Annotated in this window: 14 protein-coding genes and 1 pseudogene; 3 read left to right on the plus strand and 12 right to left on the minus strand. The window is 72.6% G+C overall.

Translation table 11 applies throughout. The features are described 5' to 3' along the window. Positions 1 to 5: 5 nt before the first annotated feature. The 10 genes from FKN01_RS08235 to FKN01_RS08280 form a co-directional block, all read right to left on the minus strand. Complete coding sequence (locus FKN01_RS08235) at positions 6 to 734, minus strand: ABC transporter ATP-binding protein (protein ID WP_143617966.1); 729 nt, start codon at positions 732 to 734, stop codon at positions 6 to 8. 10 nt (positions 735 to 744) lie between these two features. Continuing rightward, the gene (locus FKN01_RS08240; RefSeq protein WP_143617968.1) at positions 745 to 1,566 is read right to left on the minus strand and encodes an ABC transporter ATP-binding protein; all 822 of its coding nucleotides are present in this window, start codon (positions 1,564 to 1,566) and stop codon (positions 745 to 747) included. After that, positions 1,563 to 3,533 carry an ABC transporter permease subunit gene (locus FKN01_RS08245; RefSeq protein ID WP_143617970.1) on the minus strand — a complete coding sequence of 657 codons (1,971 nt, stop codon included), beginning with the start codon at positions 3,531 to 3,533 and terminating at the stop codon, positions 1,563 to 1,565. The genes FKN01_RS08240 and FKN01_RS08245 overlap by 4 nt, the downstream gene beginning before the upstream one ends. Before the next feature lies 1 nt (position 3,534). Then, on the minus strand, positions 3,535 to 4,743 hold the full coding sequence (locus FKN01_RS08250) for an ABC transporter substrate-binding protein (protein ID WP_143617972.1): 1,209 nt from the start codon (positions 4,741 to 4,743) through the stop codon (positions 3,535 to 3,537). 103 nt (positions 4,744 to 4,846) lie between these two features. Beyond that, positions 4,847 to 5,251, minus strand: a complete 405-nt coding sequence (locus FKN01_RS08255) for a roadblock/LC7 domain-containing protein (RefSeq protein WP_143617974.1) — start codon at positions 5,249 to 5,251, stop codon at positions 4,847 to 4,849. Further along, on the minus strand, positions 5,248 to 7,620 hold the full coding sequence (locus FKN01_RS08260) for a nitrate- and nitrite sensing domain-containing protein (RefSeq protein ID WP_143617976.1): 2,373 nt from the start codon (positions 7,618 to 7,620) through the stop codon (positions 5,248 to 5,250). Before FKN01_RS08260 ends, FKN01_RS08255 begins: the two co-directional genes overlap by 4 nt. A 531-nt stretch (positions 7,621 to 8,151) precedes the next feature. Continuing rightward, entirely contained in the window at positions 8,152 to 10,527 is a 2,376-nt protein-coding gene (locus FKN01_RS08265) for an excinuclease ABC subunit UvrA (RefSeq protein ID WP_143617978.1), read from the minus strand. Between the two features lie 89 nt (positions 10,528 to 10,616). Next, positions 10,617 to 11,060: a helix-turn-helix transcriptional regulator gene (locus FKN01_RS08270; protein WP_143617980.1), complete on the minus strand. Its 444-nt coding sequence runs from the start codon at positions 11,058 to 11,060 to the stop codon at positions 10,617 to 10,619. Positions 11,061 to 11,113: 53 nt separating this feature from the next. Continuing rightward, entirely contained in the window at positions 11,114 to 12,157 is a 1,044-nt protein-coding gene (locus FKN01_RS08275; RefSeq protein ID WP_143617982.1) for a hypothetical protein, read from the minus strand. 109 nt (positions 12,158 to 12,266) lie between these two features. After that, positions 12,267 to 13,082, minus strand: coding sequence for an SAM-dependent methyltransferase (locus FKN01_RS08280; protein WP_143617984.1), 816 nt, complete (start codon positions 13,080 to 13,082; stop codon positions 12,267 to 12,269). Positions 13,083 to 13,274: 192 nt separating this feature from the next. Here FKN01_RS08280 and FKN01_RS08285 point away from each other — a divergent pair, with 192 nt between their 5' ends. From FKN01_RS08285 to FKN01_RS08295, 3 genes are all read left to right on the plus strand, one after another. Continuing rightward, complete coding sequence (locus FKN01_RS08285; RefSeq protein WP_143617986.1) at positions 13,275 to 14,648, plus strand: lipase family protein; 1,374 nt, start codon at positions 13,275 to 13,277, stop codon at positions 14,646 to 14,648. 123 nt (positions 14,649 to 14,771) lie between these two features. After that, a complete protein-coding gene (locus FKN01_RS08290) occupies positions 14,772 to 15,413 on the plus strand; it encodes a CatB-related O-acetyltransferase (protein ID WP_143618028.1) in 642 nt (213 codons plus the stop codon). A gap of 220 nt (positions 15,414 to 15,633) precedes the next feature. After that, positions 15,634 to 16,809, plus strand: coding sequence for a macrolide family glycosyltransferase (locus FKN01_RS08295; protein WP_260696814.1), 1,176 nt, complete (start codon positions 15,634 to 15,636; stop codon positions 16,807 to 16,809). Positions 16,810 to 16,883: 74 nt separating this feature from the next. On the opposite strand, the gene FKN01_RS08300 is transcribed toward FKN01_RS08295, so the two are convergent. Then, the gene (locus FKN01_RS08300) at positions 16,884 to 17,846 is read right to left on the minus strand and encodes an electron transfer flavoprotein subunit alpha/FixB family protein (protein ID WP_143617988.1); all 963 of its coding nucleotides are present in this window, start codon (positions 17,844 to 17,846) and stop codon (positions 16,884 to 16,886) included. Positions 17,847 to 17,895: 49 nt separating this feature from the next. Further along, positions 17,896 to 18,010: pseudogene (locus tag FKN01_RS08305) on the minus strand (electron transfer flavoprotein subunit beta); the annotation flags it as partial.

The following is an 18,010-nucleotide window of genomic DNA, read 5'->3' on the forward strand; positions in this document are numbered from 1 at the left end:
ACCCGTCAGGACCCCGTGGGCGCGAGCTCCAGCGCCGCGTGCAGGGCCGTCGGGTCCGCACGGACCTCCGCCCCGTCCAGCCGCAGCGCCACCCGGCCCGACGTCAGGACCGTGAGCGTGTCCGCGCACCCGGCCGCCGTCGCCGGACTCGGCGACACCAGGAGGACGGCGATGCCCTCGTCGGCCAGCGTCGCCACCAGGTCGTGCACCTGACGGACCAGGGCGGGCGCCAGGCCCTCCGTCGGCTCGTCCAGCAGCAGCGTGCTCGGCGAACCGAGCAGCGCCCGGGCCAGGGCCAGCATCTGCTGCTCCCCGCCCGACAGGTCCGTGCCCCGGTTGCCCCGGCGCTCGCCCAGCCTCGGCAGCAGCTCCAGGACCCGCTCGGGCGTCCACACACTCGGCCGCGAGGCGTCGCCCCGGCGCGGCGGACGGTACGAGAGGCGCAGGTGCTCGGCGACGCTGAGGTTCGCGAAGACCCGGCGGCCCTGCGGCACCAGGCCGATCCCGGCGCGGGCGATCCGGTGCGCCGGCTGTCCCGTCAGGTCCCGGCCGGCCAGCCGTACGGTGCCCGCGTCCGGGCGCATCAGACCGGCGACGGTGTGCACGAGCGTCGTCTTGCCCGCGCCGTTGTGGCCGACGACGGCGTGCACCGTGCCGGCGGGCACGGACAGGTCGAGGCCGTGGAGGACCGTGCCGCCGTGGTAGCCCGCGGTCAGGCCCGTGATGTCGAGCATCGGGGATCGGTCATCCTCTCGCTTCGGTGCTGCCGGTGATCGCTTCAGGGGTGCGGGCGGCAGGCTCCGGCACCGCGTTCTGGTACGCCTCGCGGACCTCCGGGTGGGCGAGCGCCTCCCCGGTCGGCCCGGTCACCAGCACCCGGCCGGCCGCCAGCACGGTCACCGACGTGGCGACCTGGGCGACCACCTCGACGTGGTGCTCGACCAGCACGACCGCCACGCTCTCGGGCAGCGCCCCGAGGATGGAGAGCAGCCGGCCGATGTCGCCGTCGGTCAGCCCGGCCGCCGGCTCGTCCAGGAGCAGCAGGCGCGGATCGCCCGCCAGCGCCGCGGCCAGGTCCAGCATCCGGCGCTGCCCGTGCGAGAGCTCGGAGGCCGGCCGGTGCGCCAGGTGCGCGAGGCCCACGGTCTCCAGATGCCGCCCCGCCGACTCGGTGTGCAGCCGGTAGCGGGACGGGCTGCGCCAGGCGCCCCGGCGCTTCGGGTGGTGCGCCCAGCCGGCCAGCACGATGTTGTCCAGCACCGTCAGCTCGCCGATGACGGAAGGCTGCTGGAAGCTGCGCGCGATGCCCAGCCGGCTGCGCTTCGCGGTGGACGCCCGGGTGACGTCCGTACCGTTCAGCGCGATCGTGCCCCGGTCGGGCCGGTCGGTGCCGGCGATGAGGTTGAGCAGGGTCGTCTTGCCGGCGCCGTTGGGCCCGATCACGGCGTGCCGGGCGCCCGGGGGCAGCCGCAGCGCGACGTCGTCGACGGCGGTGAGGCTGCCGTACCTGCGGGTGAGGTGGCCGAGGTCAAGCACGGGGGGCGGGGAGCCGGGTGCGGGCGTCATGGGGAGACCTTCGCGGAGGATGCGGCGGGCGCCGGGCGGCCGACGACGGCGCTCAGGCCGGCCAGGCCGCGCGGCAGCAGATACACGGCGGCGATGAACAGCGCCCCGAGCAGCAGCGGGCCGTGGCCGGGCCAGGAACCGGCCACCCAGTCCCGGGTGAACACGATCAGCCCGGCGCCGAGAAGGGCGCCGATGACCGACGTCGTACCGCCGATGACGACCGCCAGCAGCGCGAACGCGGCGATCTCGAAGCCGACGTCGGCGGGGGAGAGGTACTGCTGCACGGTGACCATCAGGGAGCCGCCCACCCCGGCCAGCGCGCCGGCGCAGATGTGGGCCACCAGGAGATAGCGCCCCACGGGGTGCCCGGACGCGCGCATCCGCGCCTCGGCGCCCCGGGTCCCGGTCAGCAGCTTGCCGGCCGGGGAGCGCAGGACGAGCAGGGTGAGGGCGAGGGCGACGACCGCGACGACCGCCGCGTACACGTACAGCTCGCGCTCCTCGGTCATGCCCTCACCGCCCCACAGCGCCTGGGTGGCCGGGAAGCCGACCAGCCCGTCGGCCCCGCCGGTGACGGACTTCACCTGGTTGATCACCGCACTCGTCAGCTCGCCGACGGCCAGCGTGATCATCAGCACGGTGGTGCCCCGGGCCCGGATGACCGCGGGGCCGGTCACCGCCGAGAACACGGCGGCGGCGAGCGCCGACAGGACGATCTGGACCGGGCCCACCGTCCACCCGGCGTCGGCCAGGTTGGCGGTGGCGTACGCGCCGACGGCGAACGGGGCGGTCTGCCCGAGCGTGGGCAGACCGGCGTACCCGGTCAGGACGGTGACGCTGACCGCGAGCAGCCCGAGCGCCAGGGCGGACCCGGCGAGCGAGATGCTGTACGAGTCGAGCATCCCGGGCAGCGCGAAGAGGACGGCGAGCAGCACGAGCAGCGGCACGGCCTGCCGCCACCCGGCCGAGTGCAGCCAGGCACCGAGCCGTCCGGGGAGCGCCGCAGCGGGCGCCGCCGCCGCGCGGGGCCGGTTCTCCCAGCGGGCGGCGAGGAGCCGGCGCAGCCGGGAGACCGGATCGGAGGACGGGCCCCGCTCCTCGTGCGCCTCCGGCTCCGTGAAGCGGGAGCGGAACACCAGCACCGCCGCCATCGCGGCGAACAGCAGATACGGCGCCAGGTCCGGCAGCACCGAGACGCCCAGGGTCTGGACCTCGCCCACGGCGACCGCCGCGGCGAGCGTGGCCCACAGCGAGCGCAGCCCGCCGAGGACGACGACCACCAGGGACAGCATCAGCACGTTCTCGGAGGTGCCGGGGCCGGGGCCGATGATCGGTGCCCCGAGGACGCCCGCCGCACCGGCCAGCGCGCCCGCCGCGGCGAGCACACCGGTGTGCACGGCGCGGGGGTTGTGGCCGGTGGCGGCGAGCATCTGGGGGTCGTCCGCCGAGGCGCGTACCGCCGCACCCACCCGGGTCCGGGTGAGCACCCACGTACCGAAGGCCGCCAGGGCGACGGCCATGGCGATGAAGCAGAGCCGGTAGGCGGGGTAGCGGTGGCCCAGCAGGCGGACCGAGGAGTCGAGCGCGCCGGGGACGCGCACCGGCAGCTCGTCCGCCCCGAAGAACTGGATCAGCAGGTCCCCGCCGACGAGGGCGATCCCGAACGTCAGCAGGGCCTGGGCCAGATGCCCACGCCGGGCGAGCGGAACCGTGGCGGCGGAGAGCCCCGCCCCGGCGAGGGCCGCGGCCGCCGTTCCGGCCGCGAGACCGAGGGCGAGGCCGCCCCACGTCCCGTCGCTCAGCTCGGCGCCGGTGTAGGCGCCGATCGCGTACAGCATGCCGTGCGAGAGGTTCAGTACGCCGGCTGTGCCGAACGCGAGACTCAGGCCGGCGGCGACCACGAACAGCAGCAGCCCGTAGGCCACGCCGTCCACCGCCGGCACGAGGTGGGCATCGAGCAGATCCATGTCAGCCGCCGAGCGTCGCCAGGTCCTGGACCATGACGTTGGACAGCTGGTTGCCGTCCGGGCGCACCTGGCGCAGGTACCACGTCTGCACGGGCGCGTGCGCCTTCTCGCTGAACTCCCAGCTGCCGCGCGGGCTGTCGATCTGGCCCAGGTCCGCGATGGCCTTGTTGATCGTCTGCGGGGTCACGTCACCCTTCTTCGCGGCGTCCGCGATCGCCTTGTCGAGCACGCCGGCCGCGTCGTAGGACGACATGGCGTACGTGGTCGGCTGGGTGTCGTGCTCGGCGGTCCAGTCGGCGGCGAACTTGCGGTTGGCCGCGTTGTCGAGGTCCGGCGCGTAGTTCAGGACGGAGTAGATGTCCTTGGCGGCCTGGCCCTCGGCCTGGAGCACGCTGCCCTCGGTGACGAAGGCGGTGTACAGCGGCAGGTCGGCGACGTCGGACTGCGCGTACTGCTTGGCGAAGTCGATCGCGGCCTTGCCGGCGTAGAAGCAGTAGACGGCCTTGGCGTCGGTCTTGGCGATCTCCGCGAAGTACGGCATGAAGTTGGTCGTCTGCGGGAACGGCGTCCACTTGGTCTTGCCGTCCGGGTTGGCCAGCTTGCCGCCGATGCGCTTGAACTCGTCGGTGAACCCGCGCAGTTCGTCGTAACCGCCCTGGTAGTCGGGTCCGATCGCGTAGACCGGGCCGTTCACCTTCTCCTTGACGTACGGGGCGATGGCCCTGCCCGGTTCGTCGGACATGAAGCTCGTCGTCCACACGTATTCGGCGTCCTTCACCTCGGGACGGGCGTTGGAACCGAGAAAGGGGATCTTCGCCTGGCCGACCAGCGGCAGCACCGCGTTGACCGAGCCACCGCTGACCAGGCCCGTCAGCACGTCGACCTTGTCCTTCTTGACCAGCTTGGTGGCGGCCGGGACGGCGGTCGGCGGGCCGTCGCCCTCGTCGGCCACGATGAGCTCGACCTTGCGCCCGCCCAGCTTGTTGTCGTGCGTCTTCAGGTACAGCTGGAAGCCGTCGCGCAGGTCGGTGCCGACCGGCTTGTAGGTGCCGGAAAGCGAGGCGACCAGGCCGACCTTGACGGTCTCGTCGCCGGAACCGCTGTCGCCGCTGCAACCGGTGACGGCGGCCAGGCCGAGGGCGAGGGCGGCGGCCCCCGCGGGCCGGACGAATCTGCGGTGGCGGGCGCGGCGGGGTATGTCGAAGAACATGGGTGCTCTCATCGGGGAAGTGGTTGGGCAACGGTGTGACCCGACCGCGGAGCCGGCTCCGCGGACGGGTCGCTGCGGCCGTGGGTAACGGGTACGGCCGGGGTCAGTGCGTGGGGGAGGAGTGCGGGGTACGGACCTCGGGGGACAGCGAGTCACCGACCTGGTTGATCAGCTCGGACATCATGTAGCTGACCTCGCCGATGTCCGCGTCCCTGGTGGTCATGACCAGGAGCGAGGCACCGCTGGAGACGGCCATGGAGAACATGTAGCCGCCCTCCATCGCGGTGAGGCTGTGCTCCACCGGGTCGGTGTCGGTCAGCTGGGCCGCCGCGGACAGCAGGTTCACGACGCCGGAGGCGATGGCGGCCAGCCGGTCGGCGTCGTCGCGCTCCACGCCGGTGTACGCGAGCGCGAGTCCGTCCACGGACACGGCTATCGCCTGGGTGACCTCCGGAATGCGTCCGGCGAAGTCGCTCAGGATCCAGCTCAGGTCGGTGGGTGAGGTCATTTCTTGGTCCGTTCGGTGTCGTCGTTGCTGGCGGGACGCCCGCGGGGGTTCGTGCTCCGGCTGATGCCCTGGGCGTAGGCCGCCAGGACGTCGGATACCTGCCGGGAGTCCCGGCGGCGGGGGGTCGGCCGCGGCGCACCGGCGCCGGACCGCTGTTCGGTACCGGCCCGCTTCTCCCGTGCGGGCCACTGCTGGGGCGCGGTGCGCTTGCGGACCGGGAGCCCGGACGCGCTGACGCCCGCGATGCGCGAGGCCGGCTCGTCGTGCACGGGGTGCGGGGCGGGCGCGTCGGCGGCGTCCGCACGGGCCGGGGCCTCGTGCTCGCCGCGCGCGGCCGGGGCCGCCGGGGCGCCCGCACGGATGCCGGTGCCCGCGCCGACCGGACGGCCGGCCCGCCCGCCGCGTACGGCGTCCTCCTTCCGGCGGGTGACGACCGTACGGGGCGACTCGAAGCCGCTCTCCGCCGGCACGGCCGGCTCCTCGGACACCTCGGCCAGCACGTTCTTGGGCAGGGTGACCTCGGCGATGGTGCCGGGGCCCGAGGAGTCGCGCAGCTCGACAACGATGCCGTGCCGGGCGGCGAGGCGCGCCACCACGTGCAGACCCATCGACCGCACGTCCCCGATGCCCGACTTCGGCTCGCGCAGCCCGGCGTTGAGCGCGGCACGGCGGTCCGCCGAGATGCCCACGCCCTCGTCCACGATCTGCACGACGGCCCGGTCCCACAGCCGCCAGACGGCGACCCCGACCTGGGCGTCGGGCGGGGAGAAGCGGGTCGCGTTGTCGAGGAGTTCCGCCAGCATGTGCGCGACGTCGTGCACGGCGCGGGCGGCGATGCCGATGCCCGGCTCGATCGCGCCGAGGGACACCCGGTCGAAGCGCTCGATCTGCTGGGCCGCCGCGACGATGACCGTGGAGCAGCCGATGTCGGCGGACCGCACCCGGGCGTTGCCGTAACCGCCCAGCACCAGCAGGTTGTTGGTGTTGCGCTCCATGCGGATCGCGAGGTGGTCGAGGGCGAAGAGCGTCTTCATGCGCTCCGGGTCGGCCTCGTCGCGCTGCACCGTGTCCAGCTCGGACACCATGACGCTGGTCAGCTGGGCGCCGCGGCGGGCGACCCGGACCAGGGTCTCCGCGAACTGCTCGTGGACCAGCGCCTGTTCGGCGGCGAGGCGCACGGCCTCGTGGTGGACGGCGTTGAACGCCTCACCGACCTCACCGATCTCGTCCCCGCTCGTGGTCGCGACGGGGTTGCCGGTGCGTTCGGCGACCTGCTCGGGTGTGGCACCGCTCAGCGCGCCCGGCTGGGACAGCTCGCTCATGACGGCGGGCAGCCGGGTGTGGGCCACTTCGTGCGCGGCGTTGCGCAGGTCGCGCAGCCGCCGGATCATGACCCGGCCGAGCCGGACGGCGACGAGGACGACGCCGACCAGGGTCAGCAGCACGAGGGCGACCTCGCCCCCGGCGGTCCACAGCAGCCTGGTGCGCTCCGCGTCGACGGTGGCGGCGACGGACTCGTCGATCCGCTCCTCCACCTGGTGCAGCAGGGTCTGCCGGTCGTCGGACGCCTTCTGCCACGCCTTGGGCGTGACGCCGATCGGCTTGCTGGTGTCCGTGCGCCCGATCCGGTCCTCCAGCTTGCGGGACTCCAGGGCCTTCGGTCCGGAGAGGGTGCGCTCCAGCCAGCTCCGCCACTCGTCCGGGCCGAGGCCGAACATCACGCTCGTCGACTCGGTGTAGCCGAGCCGGGAGGCGTCGAAGGTGCGCTGGGACGCGGCGGTGAAACCACCGGCGGCCTGCGCCCTCATGACGGTGATCTGCTGCTGTGCGGTGTGCTCGGCGGCCTCGGAGAGCGCCGCGGCGGCACGGATGCGGTCGGCGATGTCGGCGTCGACACCGTCGGCCTGCGCGATGCCGTCGCGGTAGCCGTTGAGGTCCGCGATCACGATCCGGTAGCCGAAGGCGAGTGCGGAGATGGTGGTGCTGCCGGAGCGCACCTGGGCGCGCAGGGCCGGGAGTTCGTCGATGAAGCGGTCGACGCGGTTCAGTGCCTCCCGGGCGCTTCCGGGCACCTCGGAGAGTGTGCCGGTGCGGCTCTTGAAGGCGGCGATGCTCTTGTCGGTCGCGTCGGAACTCGCCTGGAAGGCGGACGAGTCCCCCTGATCGGACACCAGCGCGGTGGCGGCGGCGCGCTCACGCTGCAACTGGTGGGTTAAGTCGGCTGCGCCGGCGGCGACGTCGACCATGTCGGCCAGCCGGTTCGCTTGCAGTGCCTGATTGGTCGCGGGCGCGAGGGCCAGGGCCGAGAACGTGACCGCGACGGCGAGCGGAGCGGTGACCAGCAGGACGAGGCGGCGATTGATTTTCACTGCGCGGCTCCGTCGCCGGAGCCGGGCTTGAGTATCGGTGACACGCAGATACCTGTTAACGGATTGTGGGGTGTCGGTGGGGACGCTCGTACATCGTGCGCACAGTTACGGATGGGACGGGTGGGGCGGATGGGGCTCGCAGTGCGCGGCTTGATCTTATGCCTAGTGCACAACGCTCGATGCGTGCGCTACCGAAACTTTGCGTTCAGTTCGCTGCGCGAATGCGGTCGGACTCGGTCAAGTATGGCTGTTGACAGCCGGTTTGGCCCCGCCGGGCGGGGCTTCGCGGACTTCGCCGCGAGGTGCGAAGCCGAAGGCAGTCGCGTCCGATTAGCGAAGGTGACGTTTCGTCACCCGCCCTTCACCACAGTGAACAGGCCATCCTCGAACGGCACATGACCTCCACGGCACGCCGCCTTGACCTGATCGCCCCGTCGTGCCGCGACCGCCCACCGCGCCCGCCTCCGGCGCCGGCGCACATGACGGCGCCCGCCCGGCCACCACGGCCCGGGCGGGCGCGAGGAACCCGCCTTACGCGCCCACGTACCGCGCCAGGTGCTCGCCCGTCAGCGTGGAGCGCGCGGCGACCAGATCGGCGGGGGTGCCCTCGAAGACCAGCCTGCCGCCGTCGTGTCCGGCGCCGGGGCCCAGGTCGATGATCCAGTCGGCGTGCGCCATCACGGCCTGGTGGTGCTCGATGACGACGACCGACTTGCCGGAGTCCACCAGCCGGTCGAGCAGCCCGAGCAGCTGCTCCACGTCCGCGAGGTGCAGTCCGGTGGTCGGCTCGTCCAGCACGTACACCCCGCCCTTCTCGCCCATGTGCGTGGCGAGCTTCAGCCGCTGCCGCTCACCGCCGGACAGCGTGGTCAGCGGCTGGCCGAGGCCGAGGTATCCGAGCCCGACGTCCACCAGCCGTTCGAGGACGCGGTGCGCGGCCGGCGTACGCGCGTCACCGGAGCCGAAGAACTCCTCGGCCTCGGCCACCGACATGGCGAGCACCTCGCTGATGTCCCGCCCGCCCAGCCGGTATTCGAGCACCGACGCCTGGAACCGCTTGCCCTCGCACTCCTCGCAGACCGTGGCGACGCCCGCCATCATCGCCAGGTCCGTGAAGACGACACCCGCGCCGTCGCACGTCGGGCAAGCCCCCTCGGAGTTGGCGCTGAACAGCCCCGGCTTCACGCCGTTGGCCTTGGCGAACGCCTTGCGGACCGGGTCGAGCAGCCCGGTGTACGTGGCCGGGTTGCTGCGCCGCGAACCGCGGATCGCGCTCTGGTCGACCGTGACCACGCCGTCCAGCCCGGCCACCGAGCCGTGGATCAGCGAGCTCTTCCCGGACCCGGCGACGCCCGTGACGACGGTGAGCACGCCGAGCGGGATGTCCACGTCGACGCCGCGCAGGTTGTTCGCCGAGGCGCCCCGCACCTCCAGCGCGCCGGTGCGCTCGCGGGTGGACTCCTTGAGCGCGGACCGGTCGTCGAAGTGGCGCCCGGTGACCGTGCCCGAGGCGCGCAGCCCGTCGACGGTGCCCTCGAAGCAGACGGTGCCGCCCGACGTACCGGCTCCGGGACCGAGGTCCACGACGTGGTCGGCGACCGCGATCGTCTCCGGCTTGTGCTCCACCACCAGCACGGTGTTGCCCTTGTCGCGCAGCCGCAGCAGCAGGCTGTTCATCCGCTGGATGTCGTGCGGGTGCAGCCCGGCTGTCGGCTCGTCGAAGACGTACGTGATGTCGGTCAGCGAGGAGCCGAGGTGGCGGATCATCTTGACGCGCTGGGCCTCGCCGCCGGACAGCGTGCCCGCGGGCCGGTCGAGCGCCAGGTAGCCGAGACCGATCTCCACGAACGAGTCGAGGGTCTGCCCGAGCGCGGTCAGCAGCGGCGCCACCGAGGGCTCGTCCAGGCCGCGGAGCCAGGCGGCCAGGTCGCTGGTCTGCATCGCGCAGGCGTCCGCGATGCTGATGCCCGCGATCTTCGAGGACCTGGCGCCCTCGCTGAGCCGGGTGCCGTCGCAGGCCGGGCAGGTGGTGAAGGTGACCGCGCGCTCCACGAAGGCCCGGATGTGCGGCTGGAGCGAGTCCTTGTCCTTGGACAGGAAGGACTTCTGGATCTTGGGGATCAGCCCCTCGTACGTGAGGTTGACGCCCTCCACCTTGACCTTGGTGGGCTCCCGGTACAGGAAGTCCCGCATCTCCCTCTCGGTGTACTTCGCGATCGGCTTGTCGGGGTCGAGGAGGCCGGACTCGGCGTACACCCGGACGGTCCAGAAGCTGTCGGACTTCCAGCCGGGGATCGTGAACGCGCCCTCGGCCAGGGACTTGGAGTCGTCGTACAGCTGGGTGAGGTCGATGTCCGAGACGGTGCCCCGGCCCTCGCACTCGGTGCACATGCCGCCGGTCCGGTTGAAGGTCGCCTTCACGGTCTTCCCGCTGCCGCGCTGGACGGTGATCGCACCGCTCGCCTTCACCGAGGCGGTGTTGAAGGAGTACGCGCTGGGCGGGCCGATGTGCGGGGTGCCGAGGCGGCTGAAGAGGATGCGCAGCATGGCGTTGGCGTCGGTCGCCGTGCCCACGGTCGAGCGGGTGTCGCCGCCCAGCCGCTGCTGGTCCACGATGATCGCCGTGGTCAGCCCTTCCAGGACGTCCACCTCGGGCCGGGCCAGGGTGGGCATGAAGCCCTGGACGAAGGCGCTGTACGTCTCGTTGATCAGCCGCTGCGACTCGGCGGCGATGGTGTTGAACACCAGTGAGCTCTTGCCTGACCCGGAGACGCCCGTGAACACCGTCAGCCGGCGCTTGGGGATCTCGATGCTGACGTCCTTGAGATTGTTCACGCGCGCCCCGTGCACACGGATCAGTTCGTGGCTGTCGGCGGCGTGCGGCCGTGCACCTGTGGCCCTGCTCATCGTGTCTCCCTGACTTGGCGGAGCCGTCGCGCGGCCCCGTCGTCGCCGCCCGTCCTCACCGGCGGCTCTTCCCCGTACACCGGCTCACGCTACGGCGTCCCCGGCAGCGGGGCTTCTCGATTCCTGACCGGCCGCGTCACCTGCTTCGCCACGCAGGACGGCATCCCCGCGGTCGCCTGCGCGGCCTGCTGCCGGTAGACGCTCGGCGGCATCCCGACCAGCTCCGTGAAGCGCGTGCTGAACGTGCCGAGCGAGGAGCAGCCGACCGCGAAGCACACCTCGGTGACGCTCATGCCGCCCCGGCGCAGCAGCGTCATCGCGCGCTCGATGCGCCGGGTCATGAGGTAACCGTACGGGGACTCCCCGTACGCCTTGCGGAACTCGCGGCTGAGGTGGCCCGCCGACATGTGCGCGCCGCGCGCCAGCGCCTCGACGTCGAGCGGCTGGGCGTACTCGCGGTCGATCCGGTCGCGGACCCGGCGCAGCCGCGCCAGGTCGCGCAGGTTCTGCGCCGCGTCGGGTTTGCTCGTCACGCCCGAAGCGTACGTCGCGGGGGAGCGCCCCGCCCGGGTGTCGCGCCACCCGGTCAGGTGCGGGTGGCGGTGTCGCAGTCCGAGGCGTCACGGTCCCCCAGGCGCTCGTCCATCGAGGTGTCCCGCTCGTAAGGGTCGATCCTCGTGCCGTCGTCCGAGGGGCCCTGCTCCGGGCCGAACTCGGGGACGAAGTAGCCGGTGGTGTTCTCGCAGCCCCCGTTGGCGGAGTCCAGCCGGTACGACTTCAGCGAGAAGGTCCCCGGCTCGATGACCACCTTCTCCGGGTCGTCCCAGCTCATCACGATCTCCCGGCGGGCGATCGTACGGGCGACCTCGTCGCCGTCCCCGGAGGCCCGGACGACGGGGTAGACGAAGGTGACGTCGGCGGTGACCTCGACCGCGCCCCGCTCGCCCTCCCGGTAGGTGATGCCGCCGCGCGTCTTGACCACGTCACCGGCCAGGCGGGCGTACGAGGGGTCGAAGCGGCTGAACAGCAGCAGCGGGTCGTTCTTCCGGCTCGGGGTGTCGAAGGCGTTCGCCAGGTACTCCTTGACGTCCGCCTGCTCCGGGTTGAGCGCCGCGATCGCCTTCACCGGCCGCTCCCCGCGCAGCACCGCCGGATCGAGGCCGGCGTCGGAGAGGAAGGCCAGGCTGCGGTCGAGCGCGTCGGACACCTGCTTCTCGCTCATCCACCCGGTGGCCCGCGCCGAGGGCATCGTGATCCCGGCCGTCCCGGCGGCCCAGTGCTCCGCCGGTGAGCCCTTGAACGGGTCGTCCGGCGTGGGCCGGCCGGGCGCCGCCGTGGAGCCGCCCCCGTCGTGGAAGCCGAGCCAGCCGGCCGCCCGGCCCGGGACCAGCGCCACGACGAGCAGCGCGACGACGACCACCAGGCCCACCACGTACCAGACCCGGCCGCGCCGCCGGGGCGGCCGATGGGTGCGCCACTGCGGGGGCGGGCCGGTCTCCTCGCGCAGCCGCTGGGCCACCATCCGGGCCCGGGCGGACGGCTCCTCGGGGGCGCCGGGGGTCCCGGCCTCGGCCTCCCGCAGGAAACGCTCCCACTCCTCGTCCGGTATGGACGACCCGCCGTTGTCCACGCTGTGCCCCCGCCCCTCCCGGCCTGCCGCCGGCCCGAATTCCCGTGCATCATCACACAGCCCGGTGACGCCCAAGTGCCCACCGGGCCGCTGCGGATGAGGCCCGGGGCTACGGCTTGCGGCCGACCGCGACGTAGCCGGGGGTGACGATCTCGCCGGTGCCGGGGACCGGTTCGCCGAGCTCGGGGTGCCATGCCTCGGCGGCGACGATGCCCGGCTCCACGATCTCCAGCCCGTCGAAGAACGCGGCGAACTGGTCGCGGGTGCGCGGCGCCAGCGTCAGGGTGTTGGCCTTGTACATCTTGTCCACCTCGCGCGCCTCCTCCGGGTGGAAGTCGGCGGTGATCTGCGAGATGGCCATGTAGCTGCCGGGGGCGAGGACATCGGTCAGCCGGCGCACCAGCTCGTACGCGCCGTCCTCGTCGCTCACGAAGTGGAGCAGCGCGATCATCGACAGCGCGACCGGTTCGCCGAAGTCCAGTGTCTTGCCCGCGTGTTCGAGGATCGTGTCGACGTTCCGCGCGTCTGCCTGGACGTAGTCGATGACCCCCTCGGGCGTGCCCTTGAGCAGCGCCTCGGCGTGGGCCAGCACGATCGGGTCGTTGTCGCAGTAGACGACCCGGGTGGCGGGGGCGGCGGCCTGGGCCACCTGGTGCAGGTTGGGCTCGGTGGGTATCCCGGTGCCGATGTCGAGGAACTGGCGGACGCCCTGGGCGGACAGCCAGCGGGTGGCGCGGTGCATGAAGGCTCGGTTGATCTTCGCCATCACCGGGACATTCGGTTCCACGGCCAGCATCTGACGGCCCATGGCCTCGTCCACCGGGTAGTTGTCCTTGCCGCCCAGGAACCAGTCGTACATCCGCGCGGGATGCGGCTTGCTGGTGTCGATGAGCGGGGCGGTGGGGGCGTTCTCCGGTCGGGACATGGCCAACTCCAGGGTGCGAAGGGCTGCGAATGATCAGCTCGGGCCCACCTTAAGCAACTTGGCCGGAGAGCAGGGAGGGTTCGGCCGCCGACGAGAGTTACCAATGCGTAACTTACCGATGGGTTACCACCGGTAAGCCCCGCTGCTAGCTTGCGCTCACCCGTACTTCCGGAGCAGAGCGAGGAGTGAGCCTTGAGCCGCAAGGACCGTTCGCGTTCCACCCTTCCCCCACGCCGCGTCCGTCCCCTCCGCGCCGCGGCCGTCGCCGTCACCGCGGCGGCCTGCCTGGCCGCGTACGCCGCGCCCGCGTCCGCCGCGGACGGCGGTGAGCCCGTCGTGTCCCGGGGCGTGACCATCCCCGCCTTCTACAACCCGCCCGCCCAACTGCCCGCCGCCAACGGGGCGCTGATCCGGACCGAGCCCCTGCCGCTCGCCCTGAGCCTGCCCGGCCTGGACGGCCGCCCGATGCCGGGCACCGCCACCCGCCTCATGTACCGCACGACCGACTCCAACGGGCAGCCGGCCGCCGTGACCGGCGCCTACATCGAGCCCTCGGCCGCCTGGAAGGGCGGCGGCGCCCGCCCGCTGGTCGCGCTGGCCTCCGGCACCATGGGCCAGGGGGACCAGTGCGCCCCCTCGCTGGCCCTCCAGCACCCGCTGACCGCCACCCCGGAGACCGTGTCGATCGGCTACGAGACCCTCTCCGTCTACCGGCTGCTGTCCGCCGGTGTCGCCGTGGTCGTCACCGACTACGTGGGCCTCGGCACCACCGACCGCCTCCACACCTACGTCAACCGGGTGGACGAGGCCCACGCGCTGCTCGACGCGGTCCGCGCCGCCCACCAGCTGCCCGCCACCTCGCTCACGCCCGACTCCCGGACCGGCCTGTACGGCTACAGCCAGGGCGGCGGGGCCAGCGCGTCGGCCGCCGAGCTCCAGCCCTCGTACGCCCCCGAGATCGAGCTCGCCGGCACCTACGCCGGGGCGCCGCCCGCCGACCTGACCGCGACCATGAAGGGCATCGACGGCAGCGCCCTGGCCGGCGCCCTCGCCTGGTCGATCAACGGTTTCGCGCAGGCCGACGCGGATCTGCGGGACGTCGTGGAGGCCAACATCAACGACGCCGGGCGGGCCGCGCTGAAGGACGCCTCGACCATGTGCGTCGGCGACGCGATCCTCGGCTACGGCTTCGCGAAGAGCACCAAGTGGACCACCACCGGCAAGTCCCTCGGTGAGATCATCGCCGCCGAGCCCAAGGCGCAGGCCGCGCTCGACAAGCAGCGCATCGGCACCCTCAAGCCGTCCGGACCGATACGGGTGGCGACCGGCACCCAGGACGACATCGTGCCGCACAGCCAGGCGCGTCAGCTGGCCGTCGACTGGTGCCGCAAGGGCGGCGACGTCACCTATGACGCCGTCATCCTGCCCAACCTCGGCGACAAGATCCTCACCAACCACATGGTGCCGCTCATCACCGACCAGGGCGACGCCGTCTCCTGGATGACCGACCGCCTGGCCGGCAAGCGGTCCGTCTCCAACTGCTGGTCGATGCCGATCCAGCCCTGACCCGGACACCCCCGCCCGCCCCGGCCGTCCCGGGGCGGGCTTTCCCGTAAAACCACTGTCGTACGGGCCCCGGCGCGACGATCATGGTCGGTGACGACCCGCGACCGTGAGGAACCCATGCCGCTGCCCGTACCCGCAGACCCGACCGTGCTCCACCCGATGCCCGGCCAGCCGAGAGTGGTGCAGCTCAAGCCGCTGGTGACCTCGCCGCTGATCGAGGTGGGGGAGTACTCGTACTACGACGACCCGGACGACGCCACCGCGTTCGAGACCCGCAACGTGCTGTACCACTACGGCCCGGAGAAGCTGGTCATCGGCAAGTTCTGCGCGCTCGGCACGGGCGTGCGCTTCCTGATGAACGGCGCCAACCACCGCATGGACGGCCCGTCCACCTTCCCCTTCCCGACCCTGGGCGGCTCCTGGGCCGACCACTTCGATCTGCTCGCGGGGCTGCCGAACCGGGGCGACACGGTCGTCGGCAACGACGTCTGGTTCGGTCACGGGGCGACCGTGTTGCCCGGCGTGCGGATCGGGCACGGCGCGATCATCGGCAGCGGCTCGGTGGTCACCAAGGACGTGCCGCACTACGGGATCGTCGGCGGCAACCCGGCCGGACTGCTGCGTACCCGCTACGAGGAGAAGGACATCGCCCGCCTCCTCGCGCTGGCCTGGTGGGACTGGCCCGCCGAACACATCACCGCCCACATCCGGACCCTCATGTCCGGCACGGTGGACGACCTCGAAGCGGCCGCCCCGGGGGCGTGACGGCGACTTCGCCGCCCGGAAACCACGTGCGCCCGGGCCGGGCGGCGGTTAGGGTCGCCGTATGAACATCGTCCAGCTCTACGGCTGACGCGGCCGGGGCCGGCCCCCGACCCGTCCGGCACACCGCGCACGCGCGCCCACCGCCCGGCCCTCGCCGGGGTGGCGACGCGGCGGTCGGCCGTATCCACTCCCGCCGCAGAACTGAAACGAGTGATCCCTCATGTCACCTCGCCGTGCCCACATCGCCATGATCGGCATCCCCGCCGTCAGCCATGTGCTGCCGAGCATCGAGGTCATCCGCGAACTGGTGGCCCGCGGCCACCGCGTCACCTACGCCAACGACCCCGTGATGGCCGAGCGCATCGAGGCCACCGGCGCCACCTTCGTGCCGTACGACTCCGTGCTCCCGGTCGACGACCACAACTGGCCCGACGACCCGATCGCCGCCATGGGCCTCTTCCTGGACGACGCCGTGCAGGCGCTGCCGCAGCTGCGTGCCGTCTACGACGAGGACCCGGCCGACCTCTACCTGTACGACATCGGCGCGTACCCGGCCCGGGTGCTGGCCGAGTCCCGGAACCGCCGCCTGATGCAGCTCTCCCCGACCTTCGTCGGCTGGCGGAGCTACGCGCGGGACGTCGCGGCCCAGCTGTGGGCGCTGCCCGGGGCCGACGCCTACCGGGCGAGGTTCACCGAGTGGCTGGCCGGCTGCGGCGCGACCACCCTGGACATGGAGGACTTCACCGGGCGCCCCGACAACACCCTCGCCCTGATCCCCCGGGCGATGCAGCCGCACGCGGACGACGTGGACATGGACACCGTGACGTTCGTCGGGCCGTGCTTCGCCGGGCGCGGCGAGGAGCGGAGCTGGACCCGGCCCGCCGGGGCTCAGAAGGTGCTCCTGATCTCGCTCGGCTCGGCGTACACCAACCGCCCGGGGTTCTACCGCAATTGCCTGGCGGCCTACGGCGACCTGCCCGGCTGGCACGTGGTGCTCCAGGTCGGCAAGCAGACGGACCTGGCGGAGCTGGGCCCCGTACCGGGCAACGTCGAGGTGCACCGGTGGGTGCCGCAGCTGGCCATCCTCCAGCAGGCGGACGCCTTCGTCACGCACGCCGGAATGGGCGGCAGCTCCGAGGGGCTGTACAGCGGGGTGCCGATGATCGCCGTGCCGCAGGGCGTCGACCAGTTCATGAACGCCGACAAACTCGTCGAGCTGGGCGTCGCCCGCCGCATCGACACCGACGACGCCACCCCTGAGGCCCTGCGCGAAGCGCTCACCGCGCTCGTCGGCGATCCGGAGGTGGCCCGGTGTTCGGCGCGGCTGCGCGAGGACGCCCGGGCGGAGGGCGGCACCCGGCGGGCCGCCGACCTGGTGGAGGAACTGCTCGGCTGAAACGGGCCCGGCCGGGGCGGTGAGCGGGACGTCCGCACTCACCGCCCCGGCCGGGCACGGCACCTGAGGGGGTGTCAGCCCTTGCGGCTGTTGATCTCCTCGGTGAGCTGGGGGACGACGTCGAAGAGGTCGCCGACGACGCCGTAGTCGACGAGGTCGAAGATCGGGGCCTCGGCGTCCTTGTTGACCGCGACGATCGTCTTGGAGGTCTGCATCCCGGCCCGGTGCTGGATCGCGCCGGAGATGCCGGAGGCGATGTAGAGCTGCGGGGAGACGGACTTGCCGGTCTGGCCGACCTGGTTGGTGTGCGGGTACCAGCCGGCGTCCACGGCGGCGCGCGAGGCGCCCACCGCGGCGCCGAGCGAGTCGGCCAGCGCCTCGATGACCGCGAAGTTCTCCGCGCCGTTGACACCGCGGCCACCGGAGACCACGATCGCGGCCTCGGTCAGCTCCGGACGGCCGGTCGACTCACGCGGGGTGCGCGAGAGGACCTTCGTGCCGGTCGCGGCGGCGGAGAACTTGACCGCCAGCTCCTCCACCGCACCCGCGCCGGCGGCCGGCTCGACCTGTGCCGAGTTCGGCTTCACCGTGATCACCGGCGTCCCGTGGGTGATCCGGGACTTCGTCGTGAACGACGCCGCGAACACCGACTGCGTCGCGACCGGGCCCTCGGCCCCGGCCTCCACGTCGACCGCGTCGGTGATGATGCCCGACCCGATCCGCACCGCGAGCCGCGCCGCGATCTCCTTGCCCTCGGCGGAGGACGACACCAGCACCGCGGCCGGGGAGACCGCCTGGTGGGCGGCCTGGAGCGCGTCCACCTTCGGCACGACGAGGTAGTCGCCGTACTCCGCGGCCTCGGACACGAGGACCTTGACCGCGCCGTGCTCGGCGAGCACGCCCGCCGTGCCCGACGCGCCCGCGCCCACCGCGACCGCGACCGGGTCACCGATCCGCCGCGCGAGCGTCAGCAGCTCCAGCGTGGGCTTGCGGACCGCGCCGTCCACGTGATCGACAAAGACGAGAACTTCAGCCATCAGACTTCCCTACTCCTGCACATCAGCGACAACGACCACGAAATACGGGCTAGATGAACTTCTGACCGGCCAGGAACTCGGCCAGCCGCTTGCCGCCCTCGCCCTCGTCCTTCACGATCGTGCCCGCGGTGCGGGCCGGACGCTCGGCCGCGGAGTCGACCGCG

It is taken from the genome of Streptomyces sp. 130 (assembly GCF_007096885.1).
Taxonomy (GTDB): Bacteria; Actinomycetota; Actinomycetes; order Streptomycetales; family Streptomycetaceae; genus Streptomyces.

What these genes read in the sequence shown, in the direction of transcription:
- FKN01_RS08235 (WP_143617966.1), bottom strand. Translation starts at nt 734, where the DNA reads ATGCTCGACATCACGGGCCTGACCGCGGGCTACCACGGCGGCACGGTC.
- FKN01_RS08240 (WP_143617968.1), bottom strand. Translation starts at nt 1,566, where the DNA reads ATGACGCCCGCACCCGGCTCCCCGCCCCCCGTGCTTGACCTCGGCCAC.
- FKN01_RS08245 (WP_143617970.1), bottom strand. Translation starts at nt 3,533, where the DNA reads ATGGATCTGCTCGATGCCCACCTCGTGCCGGCGGTGGACGGCGTGGCC.
- FKN01_RS08250 (WP_143617972.1), bottom strand. Translation starts at nt 4,743, where the DNA reads ATGTTCTTCGACATACCCCGCCGCGCCCGCCACCGCAGATTCGTCCGG.
- FKN01_RS08255 (WP_143617974.1), bottom strand. Translation starts at nt 5,251, where the DNA reads ATGACCTCACCCACCGACCTGAGCTGGATCCTGAGCGACTTCGCCGGA.
- FKN01_RS08265 (WP_143617978.1), bottom strand. Translation starts at nt 10,527, where the DNA reads ATGAGCAGGGCCACAGGTGCACGGCCGCACGCCGCCGACAGCCACGAA.
- FKN01_RS08280 (WP_143617984.1), bottom strand. Translation starts at nt 13,082, where the DNA reads ATGTCCCGACCGGAGAACGCCCCCACCGCCCCGCTCATCGACACCAGC.
- FKN01_RS08295 (WP_260696814.1), top strand. Translation starts at nt 15,634, where the DNA reads ATGTCACCTCGCCGTGCCCACATCGCCATGATCGGCATCCCCGCCGTC.
- FKN01_RS08300 (WP_143617988.1), bottom strand. Translation starts at nt 17,846, where the DNA reads ATGGCTGAAGTTCTCGTCTTTGTCGATCACGTGGACGGCGCGGTCCGC.